Here is a 14389-nt window from a genome sequence, read left to right as displayed (position 1 = left end):
TAGTGTCGCTATTCGTCTGTTTTTATCTTCTAGCTAAAGGCAGTAACAACCGTTCCACAAGTTCTTTCTTGTTCTCAACGGGCATCTTGTTTCTGCCTTTGGCAATGACTTCAGCAGCCAAATCGCTTTTACGCCCGGCAATGTATTTCTGTCGCTTTCCGTTTATGAAGGCCTCGATACGGAAATCATGCCGGGTGTTTTCGATGATGTTGATTTCTGATACCAAAAAGCCATCCTCTGTCTCGTAGGGTTCGACAATGGTGGGCAGGTAGTGTTTCATGGTTTTCCCTATGATCGGAGATACCAAACCGGAAAGATGCTCTTCGATGCGGTCTTTCCAATAGTCATCGATTTGATGATTGGTGGCATAATCGTAAAAATGGCTGATGGCAAGGCTGACTTCTTCGATTATCCTTTTCGCATTCTTTATTCCGTTCTGTTTGGCAAATTGCATCAGGTCATCTTCCGTGATGTCGTTATCTTTTCCTGCAATGCTCATGGAGTGTGCGTTTTCGTATGCCGCACCGTCCAAATTGGTGGTGAATGTCATGTCGTAGGCTGGGGTGATGTGCCATGTGCCGTTTCTTTCCATCAGGAAAGAGAAATTCTTGATGTGGTCATCCACATTGCCGCCCATGATATTGAATACCGTCCTACGGTAGAGTTCGGACTGTTCGCTTGCCGGGATGTTCAGTTTTCGGCAGACTTCAAACAAATCCTCATAGCTCGTTGCATCCGGATTCATGGCAGCAAGTGTCTGTGTATGTATCTTCTCTCCGTTTATCCTATCGTAACGCTCCGTCAGGAAGTGATGTTTTCCCTCAATTTGAATGAGTCGGGAAGGCATCATCGTAATCCCGGCTTCCTTTGCCATCTCATAATATACCATTTCCATTTGCGTGAACGGAAAATCGTCCCCTTCTGCAAACTTCAATATGTAGTAGGTATAGCCCTCCGGTAAAGGGACTTGGCCGGAACGTATATCATGTGTCGTTTCATTGATGGCGATGATGGCTTTCGGGTGCTGCCCTCCGGCTGATGTACCTATCTCATAGATACTTTGCAGTTGCAGTGCTTCGTCATCTTGCACGGATATTTCCTCCCGTTCCTCAAAGATACGGCGTGCCAGTTGGTATAAACTCTCTATCTGGAGAGTGGAAGAGGATTCCAATCCAGGAGTGGCCGGGATGAACTCAAAGGCTCCCATTCCCCGTTTCCCGATGAAAGACAGTTTATCTACCGGTGTGAGTTTGCGCTTGGGGATATGGTTTTGTGCCGCCCATTGGTCGAAGACCATGTTACCCCACCGATCAGGCAATGAATCTGCCAAAAACGGTGGGAGACCTTGATAAGTCTTTTCTTTGTTTCCGAGTATGGGCATACCCTTTGCCGCCGGTCCTTTGACAGAAGCGGTCAGTGGGGCGATTTCCACTCCTTTCTTGATGAAATCCGGATGATAGTTGAAGACGGCTCTTTTGTTTCTTTCGTCCCAATAGAGCTTTCCGACTTCTTCTCCCCATAACATAACACTCACAACATTATTTTCCATGTCTTATCCTTTTCGGCTTTTTATTCATTATTCGTTCCATTGTATAGGCTGAAACAGGTATTTCCGGCATCAGATCATCCATCTGTTCCAGACAGTCCACTACTCGTAACAGGGCAAGAAAGTTGCCCATATTGATGTTATAGGCCTTCCCGTTCTCAAACTGGCGTAAGGTGATAAGGCTGACACCGGCTTTCTCGGCAGCCTCTTTTTGGGTGAGCCTATAGGTTAGCCTGTATTCCTTAAATCGTCTGCCCAGTTCCACTATGATTTCCGGATTGGCCATGGCTTGGGTGATGTGATTCGTTGTCATTTTACAAAGGTAAATATATTAATTGTTAAATCAAAATATGATATATAACAATTAATATATTTACTGTTATATTGAATTGTGCGCGATGTAGTTTGTGTGCTAATCCCCCAATTCCATGCTACGTTTATTGCCGCCTGTAATCGGGCTTTGCGCGGGTTTTATGTCCTGAAGGCTTTTTAGCATCCCTTCCATTTGGAAGATTTTGGCGGCAGCGATGAAGGTGGTGGCGGATACATCCGGCTGGAGGCTTTTCAGTGTGTTCTCCGATGGCTGATATCCTCTCATCTTCAGTTCCAGAATGGTATTGAAGTCATCATTTCGCATAGCCTTCATGAAAGCCTCCTCTTGTTCGTTGGCAATGTCCGGATTTGGATCGTATGCAGTTGCTTGCCGAACAAGAGCAGGTTTTCTCCGATAAAATCGGCGTGTTCCGGCTTGACCCCGCAATCCTTGGCAGTCTCATGCCAATGCGATACGGTTTCCTGTATCTCTTCGATAATCTGTTTGTGTTTCCGGATACCCATGTTCTCACCTACCTTTTGCAGATCTTCCATCGTGAAATTGTCTTGTTTGCCGTTGAGTGACAGCTGGTGGCGGTTCGTCCATTTGCCGCCCGGTGTGTATGAGTAGCAGAGGTCGTATGCTGGGGCCAGTTTCCACTTCCCTTGTCTATCCATCAGGAAAGATAAGTTCTTGCTATGGTCGTCATGGTTCCGGCTCATGACGTTGAACACCATTCTTCGGTATAGTTCCTCCTGCTCTGGATAAGGGAGGTTCATCTGCCGCATGATACGGAATATCTCTTCGTATGAATGGCGTTGGTCACGGTCATAGTGGGCAAGCCCGGCCAATGTCTGTACATGGATCTTCTCTCCGTCTTCCATACGGTCAAAACGTCGTGTCATAAAGTGATATGACTCTTTTTCCTGAAGTAACCGGCATTCCATCATATCGATACCGCAGGCTTTTGCCATCCGGTGATAGGCATATTCGATATTTCCTATTCCTTGTGGATTGTCCGTTATCTGCGTGTGTTCGCTGTATTTGCCGCCATCAAATTTCAACAGCCAATACCCGAATCCTTCAGGAGCTTTTACCTGTCCGGAGCGTACCTCTCCGGTAATATCGTTGTAGGCGATGATGGCCTTGGGCTTGGCACCTCCGGCAGATGTTCCCACTTTCAGTATATCCAGAATGTTTCTTCCTTCCTGGCGCAGTTGGACCTGAAAAGCCATTCTGTCCGTGAATACGGATTTGGCAAGCTCAGTCAGTTCCTCGATATGGAGCACTGATGATTCGTTCATGCCGTTGATTGGCGAGGACGGCTCAAACTCCAGTGCGCCCATGCCACGTTTGCCTACATAGCAAAGCCTGTCTAAAGGGGTAATCTCTTCTCCGGACAATCCCTTGCTGGCAAACCATTCATTGATGATCTGGTTTCCGAAAGTGTCCGGCAGTGAATCGGCAAACAGGCCGGGCAACCCCTTGAAACAGTCGGTACGGTTTTCAAGGAACCGGTAGGGGGTGTTCCTGTACTGGCTGATGGGCATGATGATGGGAGAAATGTCAAGACCGGAGCGGATGAACTTCCGTTCATAGTCGAACAAGGCGGCATTGCTTTCCTTTTCCCAATAGAGAGAGCCTACGCTTTCTCCCCATAGCTTTACATCTACTATCAAATCATTCATGGTTATCTTGTTTTAAATGGCGTACACGGTAGCGTTTCTTTCCTTGCAGTTTTTTGAGCTCTATCGGGCTGACCCGGATTTCCGGTACCAGTTGCTCCAGGTTCTCCAGCAGGCCGAGCGAGCGGAGTACGCTGATGAACAACAGCAGCGATACCGATTTGCCCTTCTCGATGTTCGCAACGGTCAAGGGGCTTACACCGGAAGCCGTTGCCAGTTCTTCCTGCGTGATATGCTGCCTGATACGTGTCTCTTTGATGCGCTGGCCGATTCTCATCAGCACAGCTGGATTGCTCATTTCATTCCACATGGTTGTTCCTTTTTTGCAAATATACAAATAATCCATGTAAATATATAGATTAACTTGAATATATGATGTTAATCTATATGAATACAATGATTATAGTTGCTTTATCGGCTGTTTTTTTCTTTGAACTAGGATGAAAACTGACTAAAATCACAATGTGTTGTGAATATGAAAGAGCTAGGAAAGATGATTAAAGAGTGCAGGAAGAGTTTGAAGGTCAATCAGCTGGAACTTCTCCGAACTGGCGGGCGTGGGCATCAATACGCTGGTGGCCATCGAGCGTGGAGAAGGCAATCCTAAATTGGCTACTGCTTTCCATTGGAGTTGATTAAAGTGCGGAAAAATGTATAAGATTGCTTCTATTATCTGTTTATTTTAGTATATTTGTGCTTTAAATAAGTGCTGATAAATGTATTATACGCTGTTTTTACATGTATAAAAATGCTGTTTGTAGATGAAAAGATTTGTTTTGCAACAACTTATAGAATGGAAAAACCGTGAGGATAGAAAACCTCTGATTTTAAATGGTGCCCGACAAGTTGGGAAAACATGGCTGCTCCATGAGTTTGCCAAACTTGAATACAAAAAAGAGGCTTATGTGGTATGCCGTAAGAATAACCTTGCACGCCAGCTTTTTTCTCAGGATTTCAATGTTGACAGAATTTTACGGGGGCTGCGTGCGATGACTTCCGTTGACATTACTCCGGGTGATACGCTTATTATCCTTGATGAGATACAAGATATCCCGGAAGCACTGGAATCTTTGAAGTATTTTAAAGAGGAGGTTCCGGAGTATCATATAGCTGTGGCAGGTTCACTTTTGGGGATATCCCTTCATCAGGATGTGTCTTATCCCGTAGGGAAGGTAAATGTCATCAATATATTTCCTATGAACTTTGAAGAGTTTCTTGTCGCCAAGGGAGAAGAAGAAGCTTGTAAATTGCTTATGAGTGGGGATTTTGAAACGATAAGCCTCCTGCATGACAAATATACGGATCTCCTTCGGCAATATTATTATGTAGGTGGTATGCCGGAAGTTGTACTCAAATATGTAGAAACGGATTCCTTGCTGGAAGTCAGAAGAATACAGTCGGAGATTTTGCAAGGCTATGATCTTGACTTCTCAAAACATGCGCCCAAAGAACAGGTTCCGCGTGTCCGAATGGTATGGAACAGCATTCCTTCCCAATTATTTAAAGAAAACAAGAAATTCATTTACGGAGCTTTGCGAAAAGGTGCCAGAGCCAATGATTTTGAGATGGCCATTCAATGGCTTGTAAATGCCGGGTTGTTGTATAAAGTGCCTCGATGTACCAAACCGGAGCTTCCGCTTGATATTTATGAAGACCTGTCGGCTTTCAAACTCTATATGGTTGATTTGGGGCTTATGGGTGCTATGGTCAAGACAGATCCGGCCCAAGTCTTGATTAAAAACGACATATTTAAGGAATACAAGGGAGGAATGACTGAACAGTATGTATTGCAGCAGATGAAAAGTAAGGGCGTGTCACCGATTTATTACCATAACACAGACAATTCGCGTCTTGAGTTGGATTTTGTTATTCAACGTAATGCCCAAATGGTGCCGATAGAAGTGAAGGCCGAAGGGAATGTCCGGGCCAATTCGTTGACAGCATTACTGGGAAAAAGACCGGAATTGCATGCGGAGAGATTTTCTATGTTGCCTTATAAAGTACAGGGTAATCTTACAAATTTTCCGCTATATGCAATATAGGTGTATCCTTTTCCCATGCCGGTCATACCGTTAGAACTGATTGATAAGTATGATGCGTATGTTGGCCGGTATGTCTATCTTTGTGGCAATGAAAACAGAGAGAGGATTGATTTACGCCTTGTTTTCCGGGACGGAAAGGAGATTGGCACGGATGATCTGAATCTGTATTATAATTGATGTGACGGCTTGGATGTCCCCCGGATGAATGTTCGGGGGATTCTTTTTCTTTTGGGCGTTCCTGTGGGACGGTCAGGCTTTCCGTTGCAAGTCCTCGCCTAAAGGCTGTGGGCTTTACTCTGCAATCCCTAACGCATGGCTGAAAAGTCCTCTTGCCGGTGTTCTTCTTCATACAGCCTCATGCGTTCTTGTAATGCTTCTTTTAAATTGTCGCTTTTTTTTAGTCCGAGTTTGGCACGTATGTTCGCTCGTTGGCTGGTTATGTTTCCGCTACTCCGATGTAATAATTCGCATATTTGGCTGACGGTCTTGTCTTGCAGTATTAAACGGCAGATGTTTAATTCGGACGGGGATAAATTGGGATATATTCTCCTGATTGTATCAAGTTTACTTTTTTCCTTTTTCTGGTATGCGGCAAGGGCTGTAAAAAGATTTTCTTTGGATTGTTCCCCTATTATGTTTAACAGGGAGCTTGTCTTTTCTTCCGGGTTATTCTCGCTTAACAACTCGGCGAACGCGAATAGTTCTTCCTTTTTCATTTGGAGACGTTTCAAAAGCATTTCCTCTTCCTCTTTTAGCAAGTTGCTACTTTTTAGCAAGCTGCTGATATTACTGTGTAAGGATCTTCCTAATAAGGGGATCATGGTGTATATGATGATGATCAAAGGCAGATAACTGTATAGGAACGGTTCGTCGGTGATAAGTGTGCAGATTGTATAGGAAGCTATGGTAAGGGAGGACAATAGGATGGAGATATTACTCATATAGGCACAGATGGAAAGCATGGTAAATAAGAGAGAGATAGTAATGTTACTCATTATCAATGCTCTTTGATAACTATATTCATATCCGCTACATATTGAGCAATAAATTATCTCGATAAAAATCTCGATATGTATGGCTATCAGTATAATGGAAAAGGTCGTGGTCAGATTTACTCTCTTTTTAAAATAAGCGAGAGTGCACATAATGATAAACAGGAATAATACGCTGTTAATATAATAAAACTGTTCATTGGGAAATGGAACTGAATATATGTATATGGGTGCGCATAAGGCCAGCATGAGCAGGGATAGATGAAAGACACGTTTTTGTTGATACGTTATTATCATTTCGCTTTCTTTTTTGTCGTAAGTTTGAGTTTTTATTGAACTTAGAAAAGTAGCGGCTTTTGTGCTGAATTTCATGTGTTTTATTGTTTTAAGTGTTATTAAGTATAATGTTTCCTGCAAAAATAACTGTTTTTTTTTTTTTTGTATGTTTAAGTACTTTTCTTTATGATATTAAGTGTTTTTAATTGTTGTGTAAGCGTGATTGGCTGCTGTGGTAAATGTTGTAGCTGTTGTGTGGTTGTCTTTTTAAGTATTTATAAGTTTAAAATACTTGTTTTTTGCTTTGGAGGTTGGTTTATAGATGTGTATTTTGCGGTCGAAATTCAAGGGGTGTAAAAGTCTGGGTTTGGATTGTCATATTAACAAATGATTAAATGACGAAAAGATGTTTTTTTTATATTAAATGTGTATTGTTCGTGCTCGTGTTGAGTATAAGCGGAGAAATATCCGCTCAGGAGAAGCGTGATTCGGTAAGGATCTATTTTCATCAAGGAAAGGTAAATATAGATACATGTTTACTTGACAATGGGAACGAGATGGAGCGGTTTGCTAAAATCTGTTCCGCATTGAACGACTCCGTCCGTCTTATCAGGAAAATTCAAATAATAGGAGGAGCTTCCCCGGAAGGAGGGGGGCTGTTGAATGGAAGGCTGTCTGAAAAACGAGCAGAGGTTTTGTGGCGGTATATATCACCTTATATAAAGATTCCGGTATTGGAGAAGGATTTTCATTTTTCGGGAAGCGACTGGAACGGACTTATAACGATGGTGAGAGCGGATGTGAATGTTCCGGAGAGGGAGGATGTCCTTCGTTTGTTGGAGAAGATCGTCCGTTTGGAAAACCAGGATAGCCCTTATTGGGGGGGAGAACTGAAAAGACTGAAAGGGGGGAGGCCATACTCATATTTGTATAAATTCCATTTTCCGAAACTTCGTTCGTCGATGGTGAAAATATGCTATGATAGTGATCCGATAAATCCCGTCAGAGATACGGTATATATACATACACGTGATACGTTGTGCATCCGTGATACCGTTACCGTCATAGCTCCGGTAAAGAAACGGCCGTTTTGCATGGCGGTGAAAACAAACTTGCTTTATGACGCTGTTTTGATACCTGACATCGGGGTTGAGTTCTGTTTGGGGAAGAACTGGTCTGTGGCCGGGAATTGGATGTATGCCTGGTGGAAAAGTGATCGGAAGCATAATTATTGGCGTATCTATGGGGGAGATGTGGAGTTGCGCCGCTGGTTCGGTCGGAGAGCGGTGGAAAAACCGTTTTCCGGGCATCATGTCGGATTGTACGGGCAGATCGTCACCTATGATTTCGAATTGGGTGGGAAAGGTTACTTGGGGGATAAATGGAGTTACGGGGGAGGCGTGGCTTACGGCTACTCGTTACCTGTGGGACATCGGTTCAATGTGGATTTCACGTTGGGAATCGGCTACCTTGGAGGATTGTACAAGGAGTACATCCCTTTGGACGGTCACTATGTATGGCAGACCACTAAAAAACGCCGCTGGTTCGGCCCGACCAAGGCGGGTATCTCTTTGGTGTGGTTGATCGGGCGGGGGAATTATAGCCGGAAGAAAGGAGGCAGGCAGTGATACTGATACGCTTTAGTCTGGTGTTCATATTTTTATGGATGGGACTGACGGCTTGTGAGCATAAGGATTTATGTTACGATCATCCGCACTTTGCCACGGTGCGGGTAGTATTCGACTGGACCAAGATTTCCAATCATGACAAGCCTGAAGGCATGAGGGTCGTATTTTATCCGACCGATGATGAAAGCAACACGTGGATATTTGATTTCCCCGGAGGAGAGGATGGGGAAGTGGAGCTCCCCGAGAATGATTACCGGGTAATTTGCTTCAACTACGATACCGACGGGATGGTTTGGAAAGAAAACGGCAGTTACACGCTTTTTACTGCCGATACGCGTGATGTTCGGTCGCCGGATAACCAGACAATGGCCGTCACCCCACCCTGGCTGTGTGGCGACCATATAGACAGAGTTATCCTCAAGGACATTCCGGAAGGAAGCACGAAGATAATACGGCTAACTCCCGTAAACATGGTATGTCACTACACGTATGAGGTGAACGGAATTCGGGGACTGGACAGGGTGGCGGATTTGCGGGCCGCTCTTTCCGGCATGTCCGGCTCGCTTAACATGTCCGGCGACAGTTTGCCCGCCGGTCTTTCGGAGAGCCTGCTCTTTGATGGAATGGTTTCACGGAATCAGATTATAGGCGGATTCTATACGTTTGGACATTCCGCACTTGAAGGAGAGCCCAATGTTTTCCGGCTGTATCTCAAGAACCGTTCCGGCAGCATGTCTGTATTGGAACAGGACGTGAGCGACCAAGTGCATGATGTCCCGGTAGCGGGGCATATCGGTGATGTGCATCTGGTGTTGAATTTTGATTATGAGGTACCATCCGAGCCGGGAAGTGGCGGTCCGGGATTTGATGTGGACGTTGATGATTGGGATGATGTGAATGTGGATATAGTGTTGTAATCGAGTTTTATTAATTATATTTATTAACAATTTTATTCATTTTATGAAAAAAAGTACAGTAATGCTTTGGGCAATCTTTGGAGTACTACTGATGAGTTGCTCAGAAGAGGAGATTGCGAATGTGGAAACCTCCTCACGAAATGCGATTGGTTTTAACGTGTTAAGTAATGCGGCGGAAACGAGGGCTACCCCTACTACCAACACCAACTTGAAGAACACCGATTTCGACGTGTTCGCTTTTACGGCGGATGGTACTGCCTTCATGGGAAAGAACGACACGGAATTTGAACATGACGGAGTGAAGATCGTGTACAAAAATGGTAAGTGGGATTATGACAATGCGAGCGACCTTCGTTATTGGCCTACCGAGGCTTTGGACTTTTACGCGTTCAATCCCGGAACGGTTAGTGAAGACATGATGGTGTTTTATAGTTGGGAAGCCACCAAGGATGTCCAAAAGATAAGTTATACCTGCATGGATGAGTATGGAGCCGGTACTCATGCAAACTACGACGTGATGTATGCCATGGCCAAAGGCCAGACAAAAGACATGAACAACGGAATAGTGAAATTTAATTTCAAACATATTCTGTCACAGGTCGTATTCAAAGCAAAGACCCAATACGATAACATGCAGGTGGACATCGACGTGATCAAGATTCATAATTTCAAATTTGCCGGCGCCTTCACATTGCCTGCGGCAGCCGATGGAACGGGAAGTTGGAGTTCGTCTGATTTAGCATTTCCACACGCATTTACCGTAGTGAAAAACGCAGACATCACGGTCAATAGCAATACCGAAGCTACCGATATTACCACAAATACTCCTATGCTGAATATACCACAGGAGCTGACTGCTTGGACTGTTTCCGGAGCCAGCAAAACCAAGAAGGGTACCGACGATGCGAAGCAATGTTATCTGGAGATCTCCTGCAAAATCCGGCAGTCCGGAGCTTATCTGTTGGGTTCAGCAAGCGAATACAAAACAATTTATGTTCCGTTCGGAGATACATGGGAACAGGGCAAGCGTCATATCTACACGTTGATTTTCGGTGGTGGTTATACTGATCAGGGAGAGGCTGTGTTGAATCCGATCCAGTTTGATGCAGAGACAACAGGCTGGGTTAATGCGGCAAAAGACGTAAACGTTTAATTAATATCGTACCCGTTGGCAGGTTAAACATACGCAAGATTAATCCCGCCAACGGGTTCTTTATAGGGAATCGCATTTTCAATATACTTTTTGATGTGTAGGGGTGCTTTTTGCGTACCTTTTTCCTGGAGAATTTCTTTTGTGGAGTGTTTGCCCTGTATATTCCCGATACGCTGTTATAGCAGGGAACTGTTTTTATCCAAGTAGTCAGATATAGCCTCTTGCAATACCGATTTTAGCGAATCGCCTTTGCGGATCGCGATCAGCTTTAAGTTCTGGTGATAGGTTTCGTCCATGACAAAATTACAATGCACGGTTTTCGCTTTCTTCGGCTTTTGAGCCTCTTTTTGCCCGGCCGTGGATTGGATCAGGCTGTCTAATCCCCCGGTCAGCCCGGCCGACATACTGTTTTTTAAATCGTTCTTCTTTGCCATATGGTTACTTTATTTCTGTTAGCAGTTCGTTACATACCTTTTCGTAGTCCTCTGCCCCGGCAGATTTGGGGGCATAGTGAAAAATATCCTGCCCTTGTGTCGGGGCTTCGGCCAGCGCAATGGAGTTGCGTATATGGGTGCTGAACACTTTGCCCTGGAATGTTTCCTGTACCAGTTCCGAAACGCTCTTGTTCAGGTTCTTTCTTCCGTCGTACTGGGTTATCAGAACCCCGGCTATCGAAAGATCCGAGTTCAAACGTTGCTGCACCTTGTGGACGACCTGCATAAGTTTGGCCATTCCACGCATTGCCAGGAATTGAGCCTGAACCGGGATAATCAGCCGATCCGAGGCCGTCAGTGCGTTAAGCGTGAGCAGCGACAGCGAGGGGGGACAGTCGATCAGGATATAATCGAATTTCTCCTTTTGGCCCTTGATAAGGTGGGCTAAGATAAGTTCCCGCCCGGCCTCGTTGATTAACTCCGTTTCAACGGCCGAGAGATCCAGGCAGGAGGGAACGACGCTAAGGCCGTCCTTATGCTCGTAGATCGGCAGGTCGTATTCGCCTTTCATCGCGCCGTAGATCGTTTGGGGAAGCTCCGCAGAGAAGCCCAGCGATTCAGTCAGGTTGGCTTGTCCGTCAAGGTCGATCAAAAGAACCTTGTACCCTTTTTGACGTAACGCGCCGCCCAGGTTGATCGTGGTTGTAGTCTTTCCTACTCCCCCTTTGTGATTCAATACGGAGATTACTTTTGCTTTGCTCATAAATTCAGTTTTTTAAATGGTTGTCATGTCCGCAAATATAGTCAAAAACTAATATACTAAAATACTAAAAGTAGTATTTTTCGTTTTTTGCGTGTTTTTTGTGCCGATCGGGGAAGCGTACCGAAATAAATCCGGTTTCCACCTTTCGGTACGTTTTGTTTCTGTACCGGAATTAATCAAAGATTAGAATAACCATAAATGTTTTTATACGTTAATCATACGTATGTATATATGTATATATTTGTTTTTGAGTATCTTTGTGTGCTATAAATAAAAAATAAAAGACATGAGCACTTATTCGTATAAAAATCCGAAGTTTATAAATTCCCCTAAAGGGATGGTTGAAGTTGTAGAAGTGATTTATGACGGCAAAGATGATCCGGCCTATTCACTGGCTATTATTAAATGGGAAAATACCTATAAATTAGGTATTCGTTGGAACATCGCTTATAGTGAATGGGACGATTACCGCAAACAGAACGGGCAAGATGAATGTATAGGTAATCCACAGTCGAGAGGTATTCCCACCTGGTTTGTTTTGCCCGATGATATGATGTTTAGTGAGAAGTTCAGCGGTGCGATGCAGAGGCTTGATGAATTAAGAAAAGGTAAATAAGTAATGGAACAGGGAGAAATCATATTATACCAGCCGGATGAAGCGGTCAAGTTGGAAGTGAGGCTGGAAGATGAAACCGTTTGGCTGACACAGGCGCAAATTGTGGATCTTTTTCAATCCAGCAAAGCAAATATAAGCGAGCATATAAAAAACATATATGATCAGAAAGAATTAGAGGAAAGTTCAACTGTTCGGGATTTCCGAACAGTTCGACAGGAAGGCAAACGGCAAGTGATGCGCAATCTGACTTATTACAATTTGGATGCGATCATATCCATTGGGTTTCGTGTCAATAGTAAAAGAGGTATTTTATTTAGGCAATGGGCGAATAAGGTTTTAAAGGACTATCTTTTAAAAGGGTATTCCATTAATAAACGTTTGTCAGAACTTGAAAGGACTGTCGCTCAACATACCGAGAAGATAGATTTTTTTGTGCGTACTGCCTTGCCCCCGGTCGAAGGCATTTTTTATAACGGCCAGATTTTCGATGCGTACAAGTTCGCTACCGATCTGGTAAAGTCGGCCAGGCGTTCGATCGTGCTTATCGACAACTATGTGGACGAAACGGTCTTGCTCATGTTGAGTAAACGCAGCGTCGGTGTCTCGGCCACCATTTACACCCAGCGTATCACGCAGCAACTCCAACTTGATCTTGACAGGCATAACAGCCAGTACCCACCTATCGACATCAGGACGTACCGGGACAGTCACGACCGTTTCCTGATCGTTGATGAAACGGACGTGTACCATATCGGAGCCTCGTTAAAGGATCTGGGGAAAAAGATGTTCGCTTTCTCAAAGCTGGATATTCCGGCGGCTGTGATTACTGACCTGTTATAATATCCTTTGTCTTATGAATGGGCTGTCGCAAAAGAAAAACCCGTTCTTGATGAACGGGTATATCCTTGACTTGGTTACGTGTTTTGATAACAGAGGCTTTACCAAGCATTACAATGCAAAGATAGTAATTATAGGTTAATTAGCGAATTTCTTTTTTGGATAGATCCGGAAATAATGCCTCCTTGAAAGAGGTGGATAAGGTGATTAAAACAATAGATAAGGAAGAACAAAAGCAAAAGGGATGAATGTGGTTATCTATTCACGTGTAAGCTCGCAGTCGGCCAGGCAATCGACCGAACGGCAGGTTGTCGATCTGGAGAGGTTCGCAGCCGGACGGGGGTACGAGGTGACGGCGGTCTTTGAGGAAAAGATAAGCGGACGAAAGGCAAATATCGAACGCCCGGTTTTAAGCCGTTGCCTGGAATACTGCACAGATCCGCAGAACCGGGTGGATATGCTGTTGCTGACCGAGATCTCACGCCTGGGGCGTTCAACCCTGGAGATCCTAAAGTCACTCGATACGCTGCACACGCATAAAATATGCGTGTATATTCAAAACCTGAACCTGGAAACGTTACGGCCGGACAAGACGGTAAACCCCTTGTCCTCTCTGATCACTACCCTGTTGGGGGAACTGGCCGCGATCGAACGCCAGGGGATCATCGACCGCCTTAATAGCGGACGGGAGTTGTACATCCAGAAAGGGGGCAGGCTGGGACGGAAGCCGGGAAGCCGGAAAACGGCCGAACAGAGGAAAGAGGAATACCGGGAGGCGATCGCCTTGTTAAAGAAAGGCTACTCGATCCGGAACGTGGCGAAGCTCACGGGAAAGGCCGTTTCGACGATACAACAAGTAAAAAAAGACTTCATTAGTAGCTGATTATCGGAACAAATATTGTATTTTTGCAACAAATACGAGTAAATGCACATAATTAAAAACGAGTATTTACACGTGTCTAAAAACGAGTATTTGCACGAAAATAATCAGAATCTAAATAAAAACGGTTATGGCAACAATGGCGGAGAAAATGGCGGCTTCACTGGAGGAATTAAGAAAGCTTCAGGAGAAAGACCGCTGTGTCGTCCTGCAAGGGACGGCCGAGATAGGGAGGACGCATTTAACCCGGCTGTTGGATAACGGCTGGTTGCAGGAAGCCTAATCCGAAGCCGTCTTTTGCGGCGGC

The 14389-nt window shown here is 44.7% G+C and carries 14 protein-coding genes and 2 pseudogenes; 9 read left to right on the top strand and 7 right to left on the bottom strand.

Annotated elements, in window-relative coordinates:
* Positions 1-22: 22 nt before the first annotated feature.
* The 4 genes and pseudogenes from DWX84_RS18125 to DWX84_RS18110 form a co-directional block, all read right to left on the bottom strand.
* Positions 23-1549, bottom strand: coding sequence for a type II toxin-antitoxin system HipA family toxin (locus DWX84_RS18125; protein WP_005868817.1), 1527 nt, complete (start codon positions 1547-1549; stop codon positions 23-25).
* Complete coding sequence (locus DWX84_RS18120; RefSeq protein WP_005868815.1) at positions 1539-1859, bottom strand: helix-turn-helix transcriptional regulator; 321 nt, start codon at positions 1857-1859, stop codon at positions 1539-1541. The genes DWX84_RS18125 and DWX84_RS18120 overlap by 11 nt, the downstream gene beginning before the upstream one ends.
* Positions 1860-1958: 99 nt before the next feature.
* Positions 1959-3547 (bottom strand): annotated as a pseudogene (locus DWX84_RS18115) (type II toxin-antitoxin system HipA family toxin).
* Positions 3540-3890 carry a helix-turn-helix transcriptional regulator gene (locus tag DWX84_RS18110; protein ID WP_005868812.1) on the bottom strand — a complete coding sequence of 117 codons (351 nt, stop codon included), beginning with the start codon at positions 3888-3890 and terminating at the stop codon, positions 3540-3542. The pseudogene DWX84_RS18115 and the gene DWX84_RS18110 overlap by 8 nt, the downstream one beginning before the upstream one ends.
* Before the next feature lie 129 nt (positions 3891-4019).
* Between DWX84_RS18110 and DWX84_RS21960 the strand changes: the two are divergent.
* Positions 4020-4179 (top strand): annotated as a pseudogene (locus DWX84_RS21960) (helix-turn-helix domain-containing protein).
* Positions 4180-4305: 126 nt separating this feature from the next.
* Entirely contained in the window at positions 4306-5586 is a 1281-nt protein-coding gene (locus DWX84_RS18100) for an ATP-binding protein (protein WP_005868811.1), read from the top strand.
* Positions 5587-5891: 305 nt separating this feature from the next.
* On the opposite strand, the gene DWX84_RS18095 is transcribed toward DWX84_RS18100, so the two are convergent.
* Entirely contained in the window at positions 5892-6950 is a 1059-nt protein-coding gene (locus tag DWX84_RS18095) for a LuxR C-terminal-related transcriptional regulator (RefSeq protein WP_008777463.1), read from the bottom strand.
* A 299-nt stretch (positions 6951-7249) separates the two neighbouring features.
* On the opposite strand from DWX84_RS18095, the gene DWX84_RS18090 reads away from it, so the two are divergent.
* The 3 genes from DWX84_RS18090 to DWX84_RS18080 are packed head-to-tail and all read left to right on the top strand — an operon-like array spanning position 7250 to position 10552.
* A complete protein-coding gene (locus tag DWX84_RS18090; RefSeq protein WP_122377587.1) occupies positions 7250-8482 on the top strand; it encodes a DUF3575 domain-containing protein in 1233 nt (410 codons plus the stop codon).
* Complete coding sequence (locus tag DWX84_RS18085; RefSeq protein ID WP_122377586.1) at positions 8479-9399, top strand: DUF5119 domain-containing protein; 921 nt, start codon at positions 8479-8481, stop codon at positions 9397-9399. Before DWX84_RS18090 ends, DWX84_RS18085 begins: the two co-directional genes overlap by 4 nt.
* Before the next feature lie 43 nt (positions 9400-9442).
* The gene (locus DWX84_RS18080; RefSeq protein ID WP_122377585.1) at positions 9443-10552 is read left to right on the top strand and encodes a fimbrillin family protein; all 1110 of its coding nucleotides are present in this window, start codon (positions 9443-9445) and stop codon (positions 10550-10552) included.
* Between the two features lie 176 nt (positions 10553-10728).
* Here the strand turns inward: DWX84_RS18080 and DWX84_RS18075 are convergent, their stop codons facing one another.
* Positions 10729-10986, bottom strand: a complete 258-nt coding sequence (locus tag DWX84_RS18075; RefSeq protein ID WP_005648607.1) for a hypothetical protein — start codon at positions 10984-10986, stop codon at positions 10729-10731.
* Positions 10987-10990: 4 nt separating this feature from the next.
* Positions 10991-11749, bottom strand: coding sequence for a ParA family protein (locus DWX84_RS18070; protein WP_007564630.1), 759 nt, complete (start codon positions 11747-11749; stop codon positions 10991-10993).
* 286 nt (positions 11750-12035) lie between these two features.
* On the opposite strand from DWX84_RS18070, the gene DWX84_RS18065 reads away from it, so the two are divergent.
* From DWX84_RS18065 to DWX84_RS21540, 4 genes are all read left to right on the top strand, one after another.
* Positions 12036-12365, top strand: coding sequence for a hypothetical protein (locus DWX84_RS18065; RefSeq protein ID WP_007564632.1), 330 nt, complete (start codon positions 12036-12038; stop codon positions 12363-12365).
* Between the two features lie 3 nt (positions 12366-12368).
* Entirely contained in the window at positions 12369-13205 is an 837-nt protein-coding gene (locus tag DWX84_RS18060) for a virulence RhuM family protein (RefSeq protein WP_007564633.1), read from the top strand.
* Between the two features lie 241 nt (positions 13206-13446).
* The gene (locus tag DWX84_RS18055; protein ID WP_007564634.1) at positions 13447-14085 is read left to right on the top strand and encodes a recombinase family protein; all 639 of its coding nucleotides are present in this window, start codon (positions 13447-13449) and stop codon (positions 14083-14085) included.
* A 127-nt stretch (positions 14086-14212) separates the two neighbouring features.
* Positions 14213-14365 (top strand): hypothetical protein, encoded by a 153-nt coding sequence (locus DWX84_RS21540; protein ID WP_005868795.1) that lies wholly within the window; start codon positions 14213-14215, stop codon positions 14363-14365.
* Positions 14366-14389 lie beyond the last annotated feature (24 nt).

This window comes from Parabacteroides sp. AF21-43 (genome assembly GCF_003635435.1).
GTDB classification, from domain to species: Bacteria; Bacteroidota; Bacteroidia; order Bacteroidales; family Tannerellaceae; genus Parabacteroides; species Parabacteroides distasonis.
Note: the sequence above shows the minus strand (reverse complement) of the source record. Positions and strands in the feature narration are given on the sequence as shown.

Coding starts and splice junctions, on each gene's coding strand:
- DWX84_RS18125 (WP_005868817.1), bottom strand. CDS start 1,549: ATGGAAAATAATGTTGTGAGTGTTATGTTATGGGGAGAAGAAGTCGGA.
- DWX84_RS18120 (WP_005868815.1), bottom strand. CDS start 1,859: ATGACAACGAATCACATCACCCAAGCCATGGCCAATCCGGAAATCATA.
- DWX84_RS18110 (WP_005868812.1), bottom strand. CDS start 3,890: ATGGATTATTTGTATATTTGCAAAAAAGGAACAACCATGTGGAATGAA.
- DWX84_RS18100 (WP_005868811.1), top strand. CDS start 4,306: ATGAAAAGATTTGTTTTGCAACAACTTATAGAATGGAAAAACCGTGAG.
- DWX84_RS18095 (WP_008777463.1), bottom strand. CDS start 6,950: ATGAAATTCAGCACAAAAGCCGCTACTTTTCTAAGTTCAATAAAAACT.
- DWX84_RS18090 (WP_122377587.1), top strand. CDS start 7,250: ATGACGAAAAGATGTTTTTTTTATATTAAATGTGTATTGTTCGTGCTC.
- DWX84_RS18080 (WP_122377585.1), top strand. CDS start 9,443: ATGAAAAAAAGTACAGTAATGCTTTGGGCAATCTTTGGAGTACTACTG.
- DWX84_RS18075 (WP_005648607.1), bottom strand. CDS start 10,986: ATGGCAAAGAAGAACGATTTAAAAAACAGTATGTCGGCCGGGCTGACC.
- DWX84_RS18070 (WP_007564630.1), bottom strand. CDS start 11,749: ATGAGCAAAGCAAAAGTAATCTCCGTATTGAATCACAAAGGGGGAGTA.
- DWX84_RS18065 (WP_007564632.1), top strand. CDS start 12,036: ATGAGCACTTATTCGTATAAAAATCCGAAGTTTATAAATTCCCCTAAA.
- DWX84_RS18060 (WP_007564633.1), top strand. CDS start 12,369: ATGGAACAGGGAGAAATCATATTATACCAGCCGGATGAAGCGGTCAAG.
- DWX84_RS18055 (WP_007564634.1), top strand. CDS start 13,447: ATGAATGTGGTTATCTATTCACGTGTAAGCTCGCAGTCGGCCAGGCAA.
- DWX84_RS21540 (WP_005868795.1), top strand. CDS start 14,213: ATGGCAACAATGGCGGAGAAAATGGCGGCTTCACTGGAGGAATTAAGA.